Origin of the sequence: Promicromonospora aerolata (assembly GCF_042682255.1) — a bacterium.
In the GTDB taxonomy this organism is placed as follows: domain Bacteria; phylum Actinomycetota; class Actinomycetes; order Actinomycetales; family Cellulomonadaceae; genus Promicromonospora; species Promicromonospora aerolata.
On sequence record NZ_JBHUHF010000001.1, the window covers coordinates 2,060,980 to 2,079,714 of the forward strand.

Here is an 18,735-nt window from a genome sequence, read left to right on the forward strand (position 1 = left end):
GGTCACTCCTCACCCAGCGGCGCGGCACCGTCATAGACGCGCTGCTCCGCCGGGAGCATGTCCTCGTCGCCCGCGCCGCGCAGGGCGAGGCGCATCTTCACGGAGAAGGACTCGACGTACGCGAGCGTCAGGGCGTCCTCGGTGCTCAGCGCGAAGGTCACGGGCAGGCCGCTGCCGGTGGACAGGCCGTCGGCGTCCTCCACGGACTGCGGCAGGCCCACCTCGAGCACCAGCACGTTCGAGACCCACACCCGGGACACGGGCCGCGCGCCGCCGCTGCCGCCCATGGTCGCGATGATGTCCACATGGTCGCCCGGCTCCACCTTGCCGGCCACGCCGGTCTCGGCGTCCACGAGGATCGCCACCTCGCGGAACCCCGGCTGCACGCCGGGCCGCTCGATCAGCATGCCGCCCTGGAGCATGGAGCCCTCCTCGTACGCGGTGGCGGCGACCAGCCCGTCGGCGTCCGCCGCGTCACGCACCGCGGTCTCGGGGATCCAGCGCTCCGGCACCTCGACCTGCTCCAGCATGGACTCGTCGATGGGTTCGAGGGCGTCCACCGACCGGTTGAGCTGCAGCACCGTGGCCAGGGGCCCCACCTGGGAGCTCACGGTGCGGACGTAGTAGAGGACGCCGACGAACACGGCGACCGCAAGGATGGAGGTGACGACGAGATAGAAGACTCCTCGGCGCTGACGCGGGTTCAACTGACCACTCCCTCGGTGTCGTGCAGGCTCGCGCGAGAGGGCTCGCCGCGATCGGGCCGCGCGGTAGGTGCGCGGCGCTCTGTGATGTCGCAGAAGATGCAGGCCCTCGCCACGGCTCGCCCGCAGGCGTCGCACGCGCCCCAGAGGTACGAGCGGGACAGGGCATTCGCGACGGCCGCGCCCAGCGCGCCGTCGATGGTCGAGGCCTCGAACCAGCGCGACGCCGACCAGCCGGCCTTCGCGACGACCAGCTCGGTGTCGGGCGTCCGGTGCAGCAGGTCCCCGTCCTCGTCACGTACGACAGGCTTCGCCGAACGCGCCACGACGAGCACGTCGCCGCCGTCCGGCACCCCGAGCCGACCGCGGAACCGGGCGACCGTGCCGCGGCGGGGGTCGACCACGAAAGCCGTGCGCGGGAGGTAGCTGCCCGCGTGCTGACGGAACGTCGGCGTGGGGTGCTGCAGCGAGGAGACGCTCGAGAGGACGGCCCTCGTGGTGGTACGGGCGAGCACCTCGTCGGCGACCGCACGGGCGGACGACGCGGTGAGTCCCTGGGCCGAGAGCCCCGCAAGCATGACTGCCCATGCCGTGACGGGTGCATCGACGTGCAGCAGCCCTACCCGTTCCGCCCCGAGGACCAGCCGGGCCGACCGGGCAACTTTCCGGGCCGTCTCGTCACGGGTGGCGAGGACGACGTCGTCGGCGAGGAGACCGGCGACGGTCTCAGCGACAGCCGGCAGCGTGGGCTCCACCCGGCGCACGGCCGGATGCACCCCCTCCGGCCCCCCGATCGCGATCACCTGCACAGTGCCCCCTCGCTGAGTTCCCGAGCCCGGTCGGTGACCGGACACACCCTGAGAATTACCTCCATGATTTTCACCCGACCCCTCCACGACATCACCACAAAGGCATGCATTAGGCCATGGTCGCACCATGGACTGTAGCGATCCCGCAACTGAACGTATACACAATAGGCGGTATCGGCTATCTTTTGAGCGACTTTTCGTTCAATACCGCTCATCTGAGCAAGCTGTCGACCGGACCTGCCCACGCAGTCGAGAGGAACGCACGTGACCCAGAACCAGCTCGTGGTGGACGGTCGGACCGTCGCCGAGGTCGTCGTCGCCGACACGGCCCTGACCAGGGCGCGAGGGCTGCTGTTCCGCCGCGTCCTGCCCGAGGCCCTGCTCCTGACACCCTGCTCGTCGGTGCACGGCGCCTGGATGCGGGTCCCCCTCGACGTCGCGCTCCTCACCGCGGACCTGCGCGTCGCGCACGCGCAGGTCCTGAGCCCCTGGGCGGTGACACGACCACGCCGGGGCGTGACCCAAGTGCTCGAGGCCCCGGTCGGGAGCTTCGAGCGCTGGGGGCTGCGGGCGGACAGCCAGGTCGCCCTCGGCGCGGCGTAGCCAGGGTGGCGGTTCATGGGGTGGCGGCGCTCATGGGTTGTCGAAGCTCGATCCGCCGCTGAACGTGGGGGTCGGCGGGGCGGAGAACTCGCTCGTGTAGTAGCCGTCGGGCGCCTCGAAGTCCTTGGCGCGGCACTGCGGCGCGGGCGAGGTCGTCTGCTTGTTGCCGTCGACGTCGATCACCTCGAACGACGACTCGTTCAGGGCCCGGTTCTCGTCGACCGACGTGAAGTCGACCTTGAACAGGTCCAGACCCTGCCACTTGAGGCCGTACCCGCCGCCCTCGGTGACCCGGTCCATGTCGTACGTCAGCCGGCGCACGTTGGCGTGCTCCTCGGCCGCCGCGTACAGCTCGCCGCCCTCGGAGTCCTGCCCCTGGATCTCGACGTCGCCCTTCCGCAGCGTGCCGTCGTCGTTGCGGGGGAAGATCTCGTCGATCTTCGGGCCGAGCTTCTCGCGCAGTTCCGGGTACTGGTTGAAGTCGATGATCAGCTCGGTCTTGGAGAGGGTCCCCTCCTCCTCCTGCTTGCTGTACCCACCGGTGGCCTTGAAGCCGTAGGGCAGCACCACATCGAGATCGATGCCCGCCTTGTAGAGCGTCTTCATCACCTGGTCGTCCATGGCGATGATGAGCCGGGACAGCTCGCCGTCCGGGTTCCAGAGCACGGACGTGCTGGTGGTGCCCTTCCACTCGGCACCGAGCTGCCCCTTGCCCTTTCCCTTGCCCGAGCTGTCTTCCTTGCCCTTCTTGTCCTTCGTGAAGGGCTGCTTGCCACTGAGCTCGGCCCCGATGAGGAATCCGCCGATGTCGGACGACGTGTAGGTGGCCATCACGCTGCCGTCCGACCACTGCCGGTCCTCGACCTGGATCTCACCCTCGTAGCCGGCCTCGACGCTGCCCTTCAGCTCGACGGCGCCGGTCTTGGGCCCCCACTTCAGACCACCCTTGAGCTTGACCTTCTTGATGTCGCTCGTGGACGTCGCGACCAGGTGGTGCTCGGGCTCCTCGTCCTGCAGCTGCATCACGTCGCCCACGTCGGGCATATGGGCGGGCGGCGGCGGGCAGTAGGACAGCATCGGCGGGCAGTTGCGGCCGCCACCGCCGGCCACGATCTCCGCGGACATGCTGTATTTCTTGTACCAGTCGATCCAGTCCTGGGCCTTCTGCATGTCGGTGAACTCGTACGTGTAGTCCTCGGCGTAGCCGGTGATGCCCGCGATGTCGAAGGCGATGGGCGTGCCACCCACGTCGCTGCCGCTGAAGCCTGCGCCGACCTCGACACCCTTGAGGATGTGGATGCGGATGCGCCCGTCGCCCAGCTTCTCGATGAGCGTGCCGTTGGTCTCGCCCCAGCGGAGGAACAGGAACTGGATGTTCGTGCTGTCGACGTGCCCCGTGGCCTCGACGACGCACGGCGGCTCCATGGACGCGTACTTCTCCGAGATGCAGTTGCTCAGCTCGCCGGACCGCGCGGCGCGCTCCTGCCCCTCCGGCGCGCCCTGGTACGCGGCCCACTCCGCCTCGCAGCCCTTGGGCACCGGCAGCTCACGGCACCCCACCTGCACCTTCGGCGGCGCGTCCGCGTCGATCTCCCCGCTGGTGGGCATCGCGTTGGCGCAGCTCTCGTCGTTCGGGTTCTCCTGCGGACCACCCCGGCCGTCGAGCACGCAGTCCACGAAGTCCTGGATCTCCTCCGCCAGGTAGACCCGGTCCCCGCGGTCGCGGTCCAGGTGCCCCTCGGGCATGTTCGCCGAGAAGCAGATCGTCGGCCCCGGGTACCAGACGCAGTCGATCTGCACGACGGCGGTGTCCCACTGCGACTCCGGCTTGTCCACGAACTCGAACGTGACGTCGTCCTCGCAGTCCCCCGACGGCGGGCTGTACCCGTCTCCAGGCGACCCCTCGCCGCCCGGCTCTCCCGGACCCCCGGAGTCCGCGCAGTCGTCGGCGCCGTCCTCCTTGACGATCGGCGACACCGCACAGAGCAGCTGCTCGCTCACGTCCGCAGCCACCGGCGTCGCCGCCGCGAAGACGATCGCGACCACCAGCAGCACCAGCCCGGTCACCCCGACGTACTCCGGCAGCGCCTGCCCGGCCTCACGATCGCGTCTGGCCATTCCTGAAAACTAGGAGCGGACGGTGAACTCGAACTGTCCGGAAACCGTCCCGCCGGAATACACGATCAGGATGTTTTCGCAGGTCATAGGCCTGCGGCCCTAACGCATGGGGCCACGGGCCCACGATCTGCACGACTTTCACCCGTGCCGTCACCGCTGCTTGAAGACAACCGTCATCCTGTCCGGGTCGTAGTCGTAGTTTCCGGTGAAGCCCCAGTTGTCCCAGCCACCGTCCCCCTTGTTGTGCACCTTCCCGGAGTTGAGCGCGATCACGTCCTTCTCACCCACGGTGGCCAGGTGCACGAAGCCGAAGAGGTTGCTGAACGAGAATTTGTCGAAGTGCTTGACCACGATGATGTTCTTGTCGGGAAAGTCCTCGGAGTATTCTTCGACCAGCGAGCTGGTCAGCTTGTCCCAGTTTGGTTCGCCGTCGTAGTCCGTCCCGGGTAGGTGCCCTCGGTGAACTTCGGCGTCTTGTTGTCGACGTACTCCGCTCCGATGTCGTGCCGCTGGCCGCCGCTGCTCGTCGACGGGTCGGAGAAGTCGTCGCTGTAGTACGCGGGCGGCTCGACGAAGTCCTCGTCCTTGCACTTCGGCGCCGGCGACATCGTCTGCTTGTTGCCGTCCACGTCGGTCACGTCGAACTTCGACTCCTTGAGCGTCCGCTCCTCGTCCACCTCCGTGAAGGTCGCCTTGAACAGGTCAAGGCCCTGCCACGTGAGACCACCGCTACCGGTCTTGGTGACCTTGTTCGCGTCATAGGTGAGTCGACGCACGTTGGCGTAGTCCTTGGCCGCCTCGTACAGCACCGCGCCGCCGTTGCCGGCGTTGCTCCCATAGAGCTCGACGTCGCCCTTGATCAGGTCGCCGTCGTCGTCCCGGGGGAAGATCTTGTCGATCGTCGGGCCCAGCGTCTTCCGCAGCTCGGGGTACTGGTTGAAGTCGATGATCATCTCTGTCTTGGAGATGGTTCCCTCCTGCTCGTCGGTGGTGTACCCGCCCCTGAGCTTGAAGCCGTACGGCAGCACCACGTCGAGCTCGACGCCCGCCTTGTAGAGCGTCTCCATCACCTGGTCGTCCATCGCGATGACAAGCCGGGACAGCTCGCCGTCCGGGTTCCAGAACACCGACGTGCTGGTGGTGCCTGTCCACTCCTTGCCGCCCTGGGCCTTGCCCTTGACCTTGCCCGAGCTGCTGTCCTTGCCGTTCTTGTTCTTCGTGAAGGGCTGGTTGCCGCTGAGCTCCGCCCCGACGAGGAACCCAGCGATGTTGGACGACGTGTAGGAAGCCGACCGGCTCCCGTCCGACCAGCGCCGGTCCTCGACCTGGACCTCGCCCTCGTAGCCGCCCTCGAAACTGCCCTTGAGACTGATGAAACCCTTGCTGCGCCCTCCCTTCAGACCGCCCTTGAGCGTGACCTTCTTGATCTCGCTGTTCGCCTCGGCCAGCTCGTGGTGCGGGGGCTCCTCGTCGCGCAGCTCCTCGGCACGGTCGATATTGGGGTTGTCGCAGTAGCCCCTCCATTGGATCGCCGCACCCGAGCAGCTGGCCGACTTGTTGTTCACTGCGTCGTACTGCTTGTACCAGTCGATCCAGTCCTGGGCCTTCTGCATGTCCGTGAACTCATAGGTCTTGTCCGTGCCATAACCCGTGATGCCCGCGACGTCGAAGCTGACCGGTGAACCGCCCACCTCGCTGCCACTGAGTCCCGCGCCCAGCTCGACGCCGGTAAGGATGTGGATGCGGATGCGCCCGTCACCGAGCTTCTCGATCAGCGTGCCGTTGCTCTCCCCCCAGCGGAAGAACAGGAACTGCATCTGGGTGCTGTCCACGTGGGCGGTGGCCTGCACGATGCAGTAGAACTCGATCGAGTCGTACACGTCGGAGATGCAGTTGGCCAAAGCCCCCGACCGCGCAGCACGCTCCTTGCCCACCGGAGCATCCTTGTACGCCGCCCACTCCTCCTCACAGCCCTTGGGCACCGGCCAGACCCGACACCCCACCTGCACCTTCGGCGGCGCATCCTCATCGATCTCACCACTGGTCGGCGTCGCCGTCGCACAGCTCGTGTCGTTCGGGTCATCCTTGGGATCCCCCTTGCCACCGAGCACACACGCGACGAAGTTCCGGACCTCCTCCTCGAGGTACACCCCCTCCCCGACGTACTGATCCGGGAAGCTGCCGGGCACGAACAACATCATGCAAGCCGCCACGTTCGGGTACCAGACACAATCGATCTGCACCAAGGAAGCCAGGACGTCAGGGTCGTCATAACCCACGAGCTCGACCGTCACATCCTCCTGGCAGTCACCCGACGGCCGGCTGAACCCGTCCCCCGGCGACTCCCCACCGCCCGGCTCCCCCGAACCACCGCCGGAATCCGCGCAGTCGTCGGCACCCTCCTCCTTCACGATCGGATCGACCGCGCACAGCAGCTGCTCACTCACATCAGCAGCCACCGGCGTCGCCGCCACGAACACGATCGCGACCACCAGCAAGAGCAGCCCGGTCACCCCGACGTACTCCGGCAGCGCCTGCCCGGCCTCACGATCGCGTCTGGTCATTCCAAAAAACTAGGAGCGGACGGTGAACTCGAACTGTCCGGAAACCGTCCCGCCGGGATACACGATCAGGATGTTTTCGCAGGTCATAGGCCTGCGGCCCTAACGCATGGGGCCACGGGCCCACGATCTGCACGACTTTCACCCGTGCCGTCACCGCTGCTTGAAGACAACCGTCATCCTGTCCGGGTCGTAGTCGTAGTTTCCGGTGAAGCCCCAGTTGTCCCAGCCACCGTCCCCCTTGTTGTGCACCTTCCCGGAGTTGAGCGCGATCACGTCCTTCTCACCCACGGTGGCCAGGTGCACGAAGCCGAAGAGGTTGCTGAACGAGAATTTGTCGAAGTGCTTGACCACGATGATGTTCTTGTCGGGAAAGTCCTCGGAGTATTCTTCGACCAGCGAGCTGGTCAGCTTGTCCCAGTTTGGTTCGCCGTCGTAGTCCGTCCCCGGGTAGGTGCCCTCGGTGAACTTCGGCGTCTTGTTGTCGACGTACTCCGCTCCGATGTCGTGCTGCTGGCTACCGCGGCTCGTCGACGGGTCGGAGAAGTCGTCGCTGTAGTAGGCGGGCGGCTGGACGAAGTCCTTGTCCTTGCACTTGGGTGCCGGCGTCATCGTCTGCTTGTTCCCGTTGACGTCGATGATCTCGAACGACGACTCCTTGAGCGTCTGCGTCTCGTCGACAGAGGTGAACGTCACCTTGAACAGGTCGAGACCCTGCCAGGTCAGGCCGCCGGTACCGCTCTCGGTCGCCCTGGTCGCGTCGTACGTGAGGCTCCGCACGTTGGCGTGCTTCTCCACCGCCTCGTACAGCGCCCCGCCCTCGGCGCCGATCTCGACGTCGTCCTTGATCAGGTCGCCGTCGGCGTCCCGGGGGAACATCTTGTCGATCGTCGGGCCCAGCGTCTTGCGCAGCTCCGGGTACTGGTTGAAGTCCAGGATCAGTTCCCGCTTCGAGATGGTCCCTTCCTCCTTGGAGGTGGAGTACCCGCCACCGACGGCGAAGCCGTACGGGAGCGCCACGTCGAGGTCGACCCCTGCTTTGGCAAGGGTCTCCATCACCTGGTCGTCCATGGAGATGATGACCTTGGCGAGCTCCCCCTTCGTGCCCCACGCGACGGTGGTGCTGGTGGTGCCCTTCCACTCCTTCGCCAGCAGCTCACCCGACCCGGCACCGCCGGCAGAGCTCGTCGGCTTGCCCTTCTCGTCCTTGCTGAACGGCTTCCGGGCACCAAGTGACGCCCCGATCATGAACCCGCCGATGTCGGACGACGAATAGGTCGCAGTCCGGCTCCCGTCCGACCAGCGCCGGTCCTCGATCTGGACCTCGCCCACATAGCTGGCATCGGCGCTGCCGCCATACTCGATCGGGCCCAGCTCGCCCGTGAGGTGCAAGCCGCCCTTGAGCTTCACCTTCTTGATGTCACTGTCCGCCTCGGCCAGCTCGTGGTGGTCCGGCTCCTCTCCCCGCAGCTCCTCGGCCCGCTCGAGGTGGGGGTTCCTGCCGCAACTACCGGTCCACTGGATCCGGGCGCCCGAGCAGCTGATCGGCTTGTTGTTCACCGAGTCGTACTCCTTGTACCAGTCGATCCAGTCCTGGGCCTTCTGCATGTCCGTGAACTCGTAGGTCTTGTCCGTGCCGTACCCGGTGATGCCGGCGACATCGAAGGTGATCGGTGATCCGCCCACCTGGTCCCCACTGACACCGGCGCCCAGCTCGACGCCGGTGAGGATGTGGATGCGTATGCGGCCGTCACCGAGCTTCTCGATCAGCGTGCCGTTGCTGTCACCCCACCGGAAGAACAGGAACTGGATCTCGGTGCTCTCGACGTGGCCGGTCGCCCGCGTCACGCAGAAGAACTCCATCGAGTCGTACCTCGTGGCGATGCAGCTCGACAGCTCTCCCGACCTACCGGCCCGCTCCTTGCCCGCCGGCGCATCCTTGTACGCCTCCCACTCCGCCTCGCAGCCCTTCGGCACCGGCCAGACCCGGCAGCCCACCTGGACCTTCGGCGGCGCGTCCTCGTCGATCTCCCCGCTCGTCGGCGCCGCGTTCCCGCAGCTCAGGTCGTTCGGGTCGTCCTGCGGACCACCGGTGGTGTCGCGCACACAGTCTGCGAAGTCCTCGACGTCCTCCTCGAGATACACCGTGTCTTCGGAGATGCGGTCCAGGTAGTCCCCCGGAGCATGCTTGAGGAGGCAGCCCAGCGAGTTCGGGTACCAGACGCAGTCGATCTGCACCACGGACGTCTGCCCCGGCGAGTCGTCCCGGTCGACGTACTCGAAGGACACGTCCTCCTCGCACTCGCCCGACGGCGGGTTGTAGCCATCACGCGTCGACTCCCCACCGCCTCCGGACGCATCCCCGCAGTCGTCGGCTCCGTCCTCCTTCACGATCGGCGACACGGCGCAGATCAGCTGCTCGCTGACGTCCGCGGCGACGGGCGTCGCCGCCGCGAACACGATCGCGACGACCAGCAGGAGCAACCCGATCACCCCGACGTACTCCGGCAGCGCCTGCCCCGCCTCACGGTCGACCCCAGCAGCCTGGCCGCGCGCCATCGCGCGACCCCGAGCATTCACCTCGACGTCACGGCTCATTAACTCAAGGTAGGGAGCGAACGCGCAGGTCACGACGGCCCCAGGACCCAACTCCCGCCCAGGACCACTGGGTCTTGGGGCCCAGACGCCCCGGGCGCCCCGGGCCCATACGCGCTGGGCCGGTCACAACCCCGGGCGCCCACGCGTCAAGGGCCTGTCTACCCAAGGAGCCCGACATGACCACGCCCCCGACGACCACCACGACGCCACGGCGGTCCTGGCGCCGCATCGCCTACGGCGCCCTGCTCGCCTGGATGGTGCTCTCCTTCACCCTGGGAGCGCTCACCAAGTTCTACTGGGGCGAGACCTTCTTCGGCCCGTCCTACGCGGTGAAGTTCGACGGCTGGGGATACCCGTTCTGGTTCCGGTTCGTCGTGGCGACCGGCGAGCTCGTCGGCGCCGCCCTGCTGCTGAACCCCCGCCGGCGGTTCCTCGGTGCCGCCATGCTGTTCACCATCACCGCCGGCGGCAGCCTGACCCACCTGATCAACCAGGACCCGCTCGGCCACTCGGTCTCGGCGCCGCTGCACATGGTGCTCGCCGCGCTCGTGGCCTACCTCGCCGACCCGTCCCTCGTGAAGCAGCTCTTCTCCCCCACCGCACCGCCGCGACCGCCGTCACCCCGCGGATCAGCAGGCGCCGGGTGAACTTCTGGCCCGCACCAGGGAACGCACGGCCGGCCCTGGTGCGGCTCCCGGCACGGACGTATGGTCGAGATGAGCCACGATCGATGAGGATCGCGTGCCGGACCACACGAACCGGACCACACCCGCCGGATCACCAAAGGAGATCGGCCATGTCCAGGAACCCCTTCACCATCGTCCGGCCGGCCGCCGCAGCGGCCCTCGGCCTCGGGCTCGCGCTCGCGGTGGGACCACCCGCGACGGCGGCGCCGAACTCCGTCCCGCTCAACGTCGGCCAGGAGACCACGGGCTCCAACACCGGTGCGAGCGGGTCGTTCACCTACACCATCGACGGCGACATGCTGTGCTTCACGCTCAACGCCCGGAACCTGTCGGTCGAGGCGACGGCGGCGCACATCCACGTCGGTGACCGGAAGGTGGCCGGCCCCGTCGTCGTGCCGCTCGGCGTCGGCGAGGGTACGGACTTCAGCCACGCCGCCTGCGTGACCGCCGACGCGGCGCTGCTGGCCGCGATCGAGGACTCCCCGCGCGACTACTACGTCAACGTGCACACGCCGACGTTCCCCGGGGGCGAGATCCGGGGACAGCTCACGCACTGAGGCGTCATCCGCCGGCTTTCGGCACGATGCTGATGCCCCCGGACGTCTCCAGGACGGCCCACTTGATCTGGTCCAACCGCTCCAGGCCCTGGGACGCCCGCCCCGCACTGAGCACGTCGTCGATCGTGATCTGCTCCTTGGCCATGACGTCCGTGAGCGGTCGGCCGTTCTCCACGACGATCACGGGGAGGCCCTCGGTGACCCGCTTGAACCGGGGCAGGCGCCACGAGACGTAGTCGAACAGCCGCTCGAGCAGGATGAGCGTGGCGATGACGAGGGCGGCTTGCGTGACGGAGAAGTCCTCGCCGAGGAGCGCCTGCTGGGTCGCCTCGCCGACGATGAGCAGGATGATGAAGTCGAACGTGGTGACCTGGGCCATCGACCGCCTGCCGGTCAGGCGGAAGATGAGCAGCAGGACCGCGTACATCGCCACGGCGCGCAGGACTGCATCCATCGAGGCCTCCTCAGGGCAGGACGAACTGAGAGAACGACACGGACCGGCCGGCAACGGTGACCTCACCGTGCAGCGGGCCGTACTCCTGGGCGCGGAAGCCCATGGTCACCTCGACGCGATCGGCGTCCTCCACCGCGAACTCCAGTGCGATCCCGCCCGGCACGGCCCGCTGCTCCGCGGGCTCGGGCGAGACGCCCTGGACGTCGACGCCGCCGGGCCAGGTCCCGGTGAGGTCCACGGTGACGGTGCCGCCCGAGACCGCCTCGGGCCCGAACGTGAGGGTGATGCTGTCGTCGGCCTCGTGGTGCGTGATGCTGTCGAAGGCCACCGTCGCGATCCCGTCGGCGCTCTCGCGCTCGGTCCAGCTCACCGGCCCCGTGCCCAGGAGTCCGGCCAGGGCCGCCACGACGACGAGCACCAGAAGGGCCGTGCCGCTGCGCTGCAACCTCCACTCGCGGCGTTGGAAACCCTCGTCCTGCTCGATGTCCAGAACCACCGGCCCCCCTCGGTCCGCCTGTCGCCGTGCTCAACCACCAGCGTCACCCCTCACCGCTTCGTTCGCACGTGGCCGGGCCGGCCCGCCGCCGTACGACAGCGGGGCCGTGGCGCGCAGAGCACCACAGCCCCGCTAGCACCACAGCCCCGCTGTCGATCGACGAGTTCCTCAGCCGATCGCGGCCTCGGCCTCGGACCGGAACTGCGCAGCCGCCTCTTCCGGCGTCTGCCGTTCGAACAGGACGTCGCTGTTGATCCGGTTCATGATGTCGGCGAGGTCACCGGCACCGTTCGGCAGCGGGGCAGGGGCGTCCTCGATCTCGTCCGCCAGGTCGACCACGTAGTCGGCTGCGACCTGCTCGCTCTCCGGAAGGTTCGCGGTGACAGCGTCACGGACCGGGGCACTGCTCGGCAGTCCCAGCTCCGTCAGGAAGATCTCGCCGACCTCCGGGCTGTTGACGAAGAAGTCGATGAACTTCGCTGCCGCTTCCGGGTGCTCGGTATCCGCTGCCTGTGCCAGGTACATGCCCGGCTTGAAGAACATGCCGGTCCGCTCGAACTCCGACTCGCCGGGCATCCGGAGCGGGACCAGCTCCTGGCCCGCCGCGGTCGAGACCGGCCCGAGCTGCGCGGACCAGGTGATCGTCATCGCGGCGACGTTCTTCGCGATCGGCGAGTCGAGCAGGTCCAGGTTGAGCGCCTCGTCGGCCGGCGGCTGGCCGCCCTCCTCCTGCAGCCGCAGCGACCGCTCGAACCACTCGACGAGCAGCTCGTCGTCGTACCCGAGCTCGCCGTTCTCGTCCAGCAGCGACTGACCGTGCTGACGCACGTAGACCGAGAACGCCGTCTCGTTGTAGGAGTAGTCGGACGTGCCGTAGATGCCGTCCTCCGAGCCGTCGGAGATCGCGTTGGCGATCTCCTCGTAGTCGTCCCACGTCCAGGTCGTGTCGTCCGGCATCTCGACGCCGGCGGCCTCGAACATCGCCGGGTTGGCGAGGACCGTGTAGACGTTCGAACCCGTCGGCACGCCGTACTGCGTGCCGTCGATCTCGCCGCTGCCGAGCAGCGTGGCGTCCATGTCGTCGGTGGCGATCTCGTACTCACCCAGGTCGGCGAGCACGCCACGGTTGGCGTAGTCGCCGAGGTAGCGGTCCTCCTGCATGAGCACGTCGGGGGTGTTGCCGCCGGCCACCGACGTGGCGAGCTTGTCCCAGTAACCAGACCAGTCCACGAAGTCGCCCTCGACCTGGATGTCTGGGTTCTCCGCCTCGAACAGGTCGATGGCCTCCTGCATCCGCGCGGTGCGCTCCTCGGAGCCCCACCAGGAGAACCGGATGGTCGCCGTGCCGTCGTCCCCGCTCCCGCCGGCGCAGCCGGTGGCCCCGACCAGGACGGCGAGGGACACCGCTCCTGCGGCGAGCCGCCACAGGGGGCGTCGCGAGATTCGTGCTGTGTTCATGATGCTCCTTTGCAACAGTGATTACTTGATGCCGGTCGTCGCGATGCCCTTGACCAGGTACTTCTGGCCGAACAGGAACACGAGGAAGATGGGCACGAGGGAGACGAGGGACATGGCGAAGAGCGAGCCCCACGAGCTGTCACCGGTGGCGTCGACGAAGCTGCGCAGCGCGAGGGGCACCGTGTAGTTCTCCGGCGACGTCAGGAAGACCAGCTGGGAGAAGAAGTCGTTCCACGTCCAGATGAACGTGAAGATCGCCGTGGTGGCGAGGGCGGGCGTCGCCAGCGGCAGCATGATCCGGGTGAAGATCCGCACGTGCCCGCAGCCGTCCAGCCGCGCCGCCTCGTCCAGCTCCCTGGGGATGCCCCGGAAGAACTGGACCATCAGGAAGACGAAGAACGCGTCGGTGGCCAGCAGCTTCGGCACGATCAGCGGCAGGAACGTGTCGATCCACTCGAGCCGGGCGAAGAGCACGTACTGCGGCACGATCACCACATGGATCGGCAGCATGATCGAGAGCAGCATGATGCCGAACCACAGCGACTTCCCCCGGAACTCGAGCCGCGCGAACGCATAGGCCGCCATCGAGCACGAGATCAGGTTGCCGACCACCGAGCCGAGGACGACGATCGCCGAGTTGATCAGGTAGTGGCTGAACGGCTGCGAGAGCGCGTTCCAACCTTCGGCGAAGTTGCCCAGGTCGATGGCGGTGGGGACGAGCCCCGGTTCACGGAAGATCAGCTCGTCGGGCTTGATGGAGCTCGCGATCATCCAGAGCAACGGGTACAGCATGGTGAGCCCGAAGCCGATCAGGAGCAGGTGCTTCCACCAGCCGCGCCACGGCCCACGGCGACGTGGGGTGACGGCGCGGGCGTCGGACGGCGGGGACGCGGCGGCGTCGGTGCGCACAAGAACGTCAGTCATCGTAGAAGACCCAATATCTCGAGGCGGCGAAGTTGAGCGCGGTGAATCCACCGACGACGAGCAGCAGCACCCACGCCATCGCGGACGCGTATCCCATGTCGAGCGAACCGAAACCGCGCAGGTACAGGTACAGCGTGTAGAAGAGCGTCGAGTCGGACGGGCCGCCGGTGCCGCCGGAGACGACGAACGCCTGCGTGAACGACTGGAACGCGTTGATGATCTGCAGCACGAGGTTGAAGAAGACGATCGGCGTCAGCAGCGGGAACGTGATGTTGCGGAACTGCCGCCACCGCGACGCACCGTCGATCGAGGCGGCCTCGTAGTACATCTCCGGGATCTGCCGCAGGCCGGCCAGGAAGATCACCATCGGCGACCCGAAGGTCCAGACGCCGAGCGCGATGATCGTCATCAGCGCGGTGTCCGGGTGTGCGATCCAGCCGGGCCCCTCGATACCGACCAGGCCGAGCAGCTGGTTGATCAGCCCCTCCTTGCCGAACACCTGCCGCCACAGGATCGCGATGGCCACGCTGCCGCCGAGCAAGGACGGCAGGTAGTAGAGCGACCGGTAGAAGGACAGGCCGCGCAGGCCCTTGTCGAGGAACATCGCCAGCGCCAGCGCGAACGCGAGCTGGAGCGGCACCGACACGGCCACGAACGTCGCGGTGACCCCCAGCGACTTGAGCCAGCGCGGGTCCTGGAACATCTGGACGTAGTTCTCGAGGCCGATCCACCGGGCGGGCGAGAGGAGGTCGAAGTCGGTGAACGAGAGGTACAGCGAGGCCGCCAGCGGCCCGGCGGTGATGACCGCGAGGCCGACGAACCACGGAGCGAGGAAGCCTGCTGCGGCCCGGCCGTCCCTGCGCAATGGGGTCTTGCGCACGGGCGCGGCCCTGCGCTCCACACTGGTTGCGGTCATACCGATCTCCTGTCATGGCAACGGTGCCGTCCAGGCTGGAATCCACACCGTCGAGGATCGAAACTTTTCCGTTCTGACTGCCCTGCCAGGAAGTGTGCATCAGCACGACAACGCGGTCAAGGGCCGCGTCGAATCGTTGTCCGAGGAAGGACTTCGACCAGATAGCAGGCAGTGGACTGGTTTTGCCTGTGCCCTGGCGGGTCGATAACGTTATCGAAATATTCAGGCAACTGGATCTTACGAAAGTAGTCGTTGATCCGATAGCGTCAGGGTTTGGACCGCTACGGGAACGAGCTCGAGGAGCACGACATGACGAATTTGCCCTGGCTGAAGGTCGACGGTGACCGGCTGGTGGACGAGTCCGGCCGCACCGTGGTGCTGGCAGGCGTGGGACTGGGCGGCTGGATGAACATGGAGAACTTCATCTCCGGCTTCCCGTTCATCGAGTCACGGATGAGGCGTGAGCTGCTCGCGGTGATCGGCCGCGAGGCGTACGACGCGTACTTCGAGGCGTTCTACACGGACTTCTTCGACGCCGCCGACGCGGCGCACGTGGCGTCCCTCGGCCTGAACTCGGTCCGGATACCGATCAGCTACAAGCACTTCGAGGACGACGACCGCCCGTTCGAGCTCAAGGAGCAGGGTTTCGCCCGCCTCGACCGCGTGATCCGCCTGCTGGCCGACGCCGGCGTCTACTCCATCATCGACCTGCACGCGCTGCCCGGGTCCCAGAACCATCACTGGCACTCGGACAACCCCGCGCACCAGCCGGCCTTCTGGACCCACCGCCACTTCCAGGACCGCGCCGTGCACCTGTGGGAGGCGCTTGCCGACCGGTACAAGGACGAGCCCGCCGTGGCCGGGTACAACCCGGTCAACGAGCCCGCGGACGAGGACGGCGTGCGCCTCCTGCACTTCTACGAGCGGCTGGAGAAGGCGGTGCGCGCGGTCGACGCACGCCACGTGCTCTTCCTCGACGGCAACACCTACTCGACCGACTTCTCGGTGTTCTCGGCCACCCCTGAGCCGTTGCCGAACGCCGTCTACACGGCGCACGACTACGCGCTGCCCGGCATCGCGGCCGACGGCCGCTACCCCGGCGTCACGCGCGGCAAGCACTTCGACCGTGGAGTGCTGGAAGAGACGTTCCTTCGCCGCACCGAGTACATGCGCGAGACGGGCACGCCGATCTGGGTCGGCGAGTTCGGCCCGGTCTACCCGCCCGACCAGGGGGACCACTCGTGGCGGTACCAGATCCTGGCCGACCAGCTGGACATCTACGCCGAGCACGGCGCGAGCTGGGCGCTGTGGACGTACAAGGACGTGGGCCTGCAGGGTCTTGTGCATGTTCGGCCCGAGTCCGCCTACCTGCAGCGCATCGCGCCGGTGCTCGAGCACAAGAAGCGCCTCGGGGCCGACTCGTGGGGCGGGTCCGACGCCGAGGTGCGCCACCTCCTCGAGCCGATCGAGAAGCTGCTGGCCACCGAGTTCCCCGACTACGACCCGTACCCCTGGGGCGCGGCGCGGCACACGGCCACGGTCGTGCGCAACGTCCTGCTCGCCGAGCCGCTCACACAGGCGTGGGCGGCGCGCTTCGAGGGCGTGGACGCGGCGGAGGCCGCAGAGCTCGCCCATGACTTCCGGTTCGACCGCTCCACGGAGCGCACGCAGCTCTCGACGCTCCTGCGCGGGCACCTCGGCGTCACGGACTGACGCCGGCGCCGGCGCCGGACGTGTCGGATGCTCAGGTCACGCGGGTGACCTGAGCATCTGACACGGGCTATGCCGGCGCCGGGCCCATCGCCCGCAGCAGCCGCCCCATCTCGCTGTACGCCTTGTTGCGGTAGTCCACCAGGGCCTTGACCTGCTCCGGCGTGTAGTCCCGGGTCAGGCCCTTGCCGTTCTTCACGCCCTTGCGGTCGCCGTCGACGGCCTCCTTGATGAGGTCCGGCGTCGCGAGGCGCTCGCCGAAGTTCTCCTCGAACGTCCGGAACCCGCCGGCGTACACGTCGAGCCCGGCCTGGTCCGCGATGGCGAACGGGCCGAAGAAGCCCAGCCGGAAGCCGAACGTCGTGCGCACGACGGTGTCGATGTCCTCCGGCGACGCGATGCCCTCCTCCGCGATCGACATCGCCTCCTTCAGCAGCACGTACTGCAGGCGGTTGAGGACGAACCCCGGCACGTCGGCGACGAGCGCACCCTGCCGGTCGGCCCGGGCCAGCAGCTCCCGCACGACCGGTACGACCTCCGGGTCGGTCTGCTCGCTCAGGACGAGCTCGACCCCCGGGATGAACGGGGCCGGGTTGGAGAAGTGCACGGTGAGGAACCGCTCGGGGTTCGTCACCGCCGTGACCAGCACGCGAGCCGGGATCGTGGAGGTGTTGCTCCCGATGACGGCGTCCGCGCGCGCCGCCGCCGAGATACGGCCGAGAACCTCGTGCTTGACCTCGATCGACTCGAACACCGCCTCCTCGACGAAGTCGGCGTCGGCGACGGCCTCCTCGATCGATCCGGCCGTCCTCAGGTTGGCCCGGATGGTCTCGGTGGCGCCGGCATCGTAGAGCCCCTCGTCCTCGAACTGCTGTGCTTCGGCGAGCAGCCGCGTGTAGGCGGCTTCCGTCGCCTCGACGGAGACGTCGGCGATCGTCACCGGCAGGCCGGCGAGCGCGAGCGACTGCGCGATGCCGCCGCCCATGTATCCGGTCCCCACGACGGCGACGGAGCTGATGGTCGTGACCATGATGTCCTCTCTGACAGGTGTGCTGGATGGTTGAGCGGGCAGATCAGCCGCGGGGCGCCGCTGTGCGCCGGGTCGCTGTCCACGACCCCGGCCCCTGGCCGGAAGCGATTCAGCGGCCGGCGCCGCGCAGCACACCCCGGATGTAGTCGCGGTTGATGGCGGCGACGCCCAGGCTGTCCGACCCGTAGTGCTCGCACACGAACACGCCCTCGAACCCCAGGTCCAGGGCCCGGCGGATCACGGCGCGGTAGTTCACGACCCCCTGGACGAGCGGCGTGGGGTGCGTGGCGTACGAGCCCGTCGCCGGGTCCTCGTCGCGCGTGTAGTTCTTGATGTGCCAGAAGTTCGTCAGCGGCAGGACCTTCTCGAACATCGTCGGGATGTCCTCGATCGGGCGGTGCAGCCGCACCAGGTTGCCCAGGTCCGGGTTGAGGCCCACGTTCTCGCGGTCGACGTCCTGCAGGAACCGGACCGCGAGGTCGGGCGTGCCGATGTACGTGTCCTCGTACATCTCCAGGCTGACCTGCACACCGAGTTCCCCGGCGTGGTCGGCGAGCTCCCGGATGCGGCGCACCGCGAGGTCGTACATCGCGGCGTCGGAGAGGTCGTCGTGGTGCCCCTCGGCGAGCCAGAACCACAGCGCCCGCTCCTGGGCGGGCGTCAGCGCCTGCATGAAGCCGAAGTTCACGACCTCCGCGCCGAGCTCCGGCGCCCGGTCGATGATCGTGTGGCCGAACCGCAGGTAGTCGTCGCCGTGCCGCGCATCGATGACGCTCCGGCGGGTGGTCGACACGGACGGCACGGACAGCCCGGCCTCCCGCAGCACCGTGCGCAGCTCGGCGAAGCGCGCGTCGCTCAGCTCACCGATCGACAGCCAGGCGTCGGTCGGGTCCACCTCCGTGAAACCGAGGTCGGCGACCTGTTGCAGCTGGGAGCGCCACGACTCGGCGGGCGCGTCGACGTTGGGCGTGCCGTCCGCCGTCGTCGACCCGAACGAGAGCATGTTGGCCGCGATGGGCCAGCTGTCGGCTGTGTGCATGTGATCTCCGTCGATCTGGGATGCCGGGTGGCATCTCGGTTGGCGTTCGATCTCGTAGAACGTTTTCTGCCG

General features: G+C 67.8%; 17 protein-coding genes. 4 read left to right on the forward strand and 13 right to left on the reverse strand.

The window, feature by feature from the left end; genetic code table 11:
• Positions 1 to 2: 2 nt before the first annotated feature.
• Together cpaB and ACFSL2_RS09340 are read right to left on the reverse strand one after the other, a co-directional pair.
• Positions 3 to 707: a Flp pilus assembly protein CpaB gene (gene cpaB / locus ACFSL2_RS09335; RefSeq protein ID WP_377197591.1), complete on the reverse strand. Its 705-nt coding sequence runs from the start codon at positions 705 to 707 to the stop codon at positions 3 to 5.
• On the reverse strand, positions 704 to 1,507 hold the full coding sequence (locus tag ACFSL2_RS09340; RefSeq protein ID WP_377197592.1) for a hypothetical protein: 804 nt from the start codon (positions 1,505 to 1,507) through the stop codon (positions 704 to 706). The genes cpaB and ACFSL2_RS09340 overlap by 4 nt, the downstream gene beginning before the upstream one ends.
• A 270-nt stretch (positions 1,508 to 1,777) precedes the next feature.
• Between ACFSL2_RS09340 and ACFSL2_RS09345 the strand changes: the two genes are divergently transcribed.
• Positions 1,778 to 2,116: a DUF192 domain-containing protein gene (locus ACFSL2_RS09345; protein WP_377197593.1), complete on the forward strand. Its 339-nt coding sequence runs from the start codon at positions 1,778 to 1,780 to the stop codon at positions 2,114 to 2,116.
• Positions 2,117 to 2,146: 30 nt separating this feature from the next.
• Here ACFSL2_RS09345 and ACFSL2_RS09350 read toward each other — a convergent pair whose 3' ends face one another.
• From ACFSL2_RS09350 to ACFSL2_RS09365, 4 genes are all read right to left on the reverse strand, one after another.
• Positions 2,147 to 4,234: a hypothetical protein gene (locus ACFSL2_RS09350; protein ID WP_377197594.1), complete on the reverse strand. Its 2,088-nt coding sequence runs from the start codon at positions 4,232 to 4,234 to the stop codon at positions 2,147 to 2,149.
• Positions 4,235 to 4,384: 150 nt separating this feature from the next.
• Positions 4,385 to 4,585 carry a hypothetical protein gene (locus ACFSL2_RS09355; protein ID WP_377197595.1) on the reverse strand — a complete coding sequence of 67 codons (201 nt, stop codon included), beginning with the start codon at positions 4,583 to 4,585 and terminating at the stop codon, positions 4,385 to 4,387.
• A 53-nt stretch (positions 4,586 to 4,638) separates the two neighbouring features.
• Entirely contained in the window at positions 4,639 to 6,798 is a 2,160-nt protein-coding gene (locus tag ACFSL2_RS09360; protein ID WP_377197596.1) for a hypothetical protein, read from the reverse strand.
• 150 nt (positions 6,799 to 6,948) lie between these two features.
• Positions 6,949 to 9,393 carry a hypothetical protein gene (locus ACFSL2_RS09365; protein ID WP_377197597.1) on the reverse strand — a complete coding sequence of 815 codons (2,445 nt, stop codon included), beginning with the start codon at positions 9,391 to 9,393 and terminating at the stop codon, positions 6,949 to 6,951.
• Between the two features lie 176 nt (positions 9,394 to 9,569).
• Here ACFSL2_RS09365 and ACFSL2_RS09370 point away from each other — a divergent pair, with 176 nt between their 5' ends.
• Complete coding sequence (locus ACFSL2_RS09370) at positions 9,570 to 10,040, forward strand: DoxX family protein (protein WP_377197598.1); 471 nt, start codon at positions 9,570 to 9,572, stop codon at positions 10,038 to 10,040.
• Between the two features lie 149 nt (positions 10,041 to 10,189).
• Positions 10,190 to 10,636, forward strand: a complete 447-nt coding sequence (locus tag ACFSL2_RS09375; RefSeq protein ID WP_377197599.1) for a CHRD domain-containing protein — start codon at positions 10,190 to 10,192, stop codon at positions 10,634 to 10,636.
• A gap of 4 nt (positions 10,637 to 10,640) precedes the next feature.
• On the opposite strand, the gene ACFSL2_RS09380 is transcribed toward ACFSL2_RS09375, so the two are convergent.
• The 5 genes from ACFSL2_RS09380 to ACFSL2_RS09400 form a co-directional block, all read right to left on the reverse strand.
• Positions 10,641 to 11,090 (reverse strand): DUF421 domain-containing protein, encoded by a 450-nt coding sequence (locus tag ACFSL2_RS09380; protein ID WP_377197600.1) that lies wholly within the window; start codon positions 11,088 to 11,090, stop codon positions 10,641 to 10,643.
• A gap of 10 nt (positions 11,091 to 11,100) precedes the next feature.
• Positions 11,101 to 11,586 (reverse strand): hypothetical protein, encoded by a 486-nt coding sequence (locus ACFSL2_RS09385; RefSeq protein ID WP_377197601.1) that lies wholly within the window; start codon positions 11,584 to 11,586, stop codon positions 11,101 to 11,103.
• 168 nt (positions 11,587 to 11,754) lie between these two features.
• Positions 11,755 to 13,044, reverse strand: coding sequence for an ABC transporter substrate-binding protein (locus tag ACFSL2_RS09390; RefSeq protein WP_377197602.1), 1,290 nt, complete (start codon positions 13,042 to 13,044; stop codon positions 11,755 to 11,757).
• A 21-nt stretch (positions 13,045 to 13,065) separates the two neighbouring features.
• Entirely contained in the window at positions 13,066 to 13,968 is a 903-nt protein-coding gene (locus tag ACFSL2_RS09395; protein WP_377197603.1) for a carbohydrate ABC transporter permease, read from the reverse strand.
• Positions 13,961 to 14,884, reverse strand: coding sequence for a carbohydrate ABC transporter permease (locus ACFSL2_RS09400; protein ID WP_377197604.1), 924 nt, complete (start codon positions 14,882 to 14,884; stop codon positions 13,961 to 13,963). Before ACFSL2_RS09400 ends, ACFSL2_RS09395 begins: the two co-directional genes overlap by 8 nt.
• A 309-nt stretch (positions 14,885 to 15,193) precedes the next feature.
• Here ACFSL2_RS09400 and ACFSL2_RS09405 point away from each other — a divergent pair, with 309 nt between their 5' ends.
• A complete protein-coding gene (locus ACFSL2_RS09405; protein WP_377197605.1) occupies positions 15,194 to 16,597 on the forward strand; it encodes a glycoside hydrolase family 5 protein in 1,404 nt (467 codons plus the stop codon).
• 67 nt (positions 16,598 to 16,664) lie between these two features.
• Here ACFSL2_RS09405 and ACFSL2_RS09410 read toward each other — a convergent pair whose 3' ends face one another.
• Together ACFSL2_RS09410 and ACFSL2_RS09415 are read right to left on the reverse strand one after the other, a co-directional pair.
• Complete coding sequence (locus tag ACFSL2_RS09410; RefSeq protein ID WP_377197606.1) at positions 16,665 to 17,624, reverse strand: 3-hydroxyacyl-CoA dehydrogenase family protein; 960 nt, start codon at positions 17,622 to 17,624, stop codon at positions 16,665 to 16,667.
• A 109-nt stretch (positions 17,625 to 17,733) separates the two neighbouring features.
• A complete protein-coding gene (locus ACFSL2_RS09415) occupies positions 17,734 to 18,663 on the reverse strand; it encodes a sugar phosphate isomerase/epimerase family protein (protein WP_377197607.1) in 930 nt (309 codons plus the stop codon).
• Positions 18,664 to 18,735: the final 72 nt, after the last annotated feature.

Excerpts from the sequence above, each read along its gene's own strand:
- ACFSL2_RS09350 (WP_377197594.1), bottom strand. The coding sequence starts at position 4,234 with ATGGCCAGACGCGATCGTGAGGCCGGGCAGGCGCTGCCGGAGTACGTC.
- ACFSL2_RS09360 (WP_377197596.1), bottom strand. The coding sequence starts at position 6,798 with ATGACCAGACGCGATCGTGAGGCCGGGCAGGCGCTGCCGGAGTACGTC.
- ACFSL2_RS09365 (WP_377197597.1), bottom strand. The coding sequence starts at position 9,393 with ATGAGCCGTGACGTCGAGGTGAATGCTCGGGGTCGCGCGATGGCGCGC.
- ACFSL2_RS09370 (WP_377197598.1), top strand. The coding sequence starts at position 9,570 with ATGACCACGCCCCCGACGACCACCACGACGCCACGGCGGTCCTGGCGC.
- ACFSL2_RS09375 (WP_377197599.1), top strand. The coding sequence starts at position 10,190 with ATGTCCAGGAACCCCTTCACCATCGTCCGGCCGGCCGCCGCAGCGGCC.
- ACFSL2_RS09380 (WP_377197600.1), bottom strand. The coding sequence starts at position 11,090 with ATGGATGCAGTCCTGCGCGCCGTGGCGATGTACGCGGTCCTGCTGCTC.
- ACFSL2_RS09390 (WP_377197602.1), bottom strand. The coding sequence starts at position 13,044 with ATGAACACAGCACGAATCTCGCGACGCCCCCTGTGGCGGCTCGCCGCA.
- ACFSL2_RS09395 (WP_377197603.1), bottom strand. The coding sequence starts at position 13,968 with ATGACTGACGTTCTTGTGCGCACCGACGCCGCCGCGTCCCCGCCGTCC.
- ACFSL2_RS09400 (WP_377197604.1), bottom strand. The coding sequence starts at position 14,884 with ATGACCGCAACCAGTGTGGAGCGCAGGGCCGCGCCCGTGCGCAAGACC.
- ACFSL2_RS09405 (WP_377197605.1), top strand. The coding sequence starts at position 15,194 with ATGACGAATTTGCCCTGGCTGAAGGTCGACGGTGACCGGCTGGTGGAC.
- ACFSL2_RS09410 (WP_377197606.1), bottom strand. The coding sequence starts at position 17,624 with ATGGTCACGACCATCAGCTCCGTCGCCGTCGTGGGGACCGGATACATG.
- ACFSL2_RS09415 (WP_377197607.1), bottom strand. The coding sequence starts at position 18,663 with ATGCACACAGCCGACAGCTGGCCCATCGCGGCCAACATGCTCTCGTTC.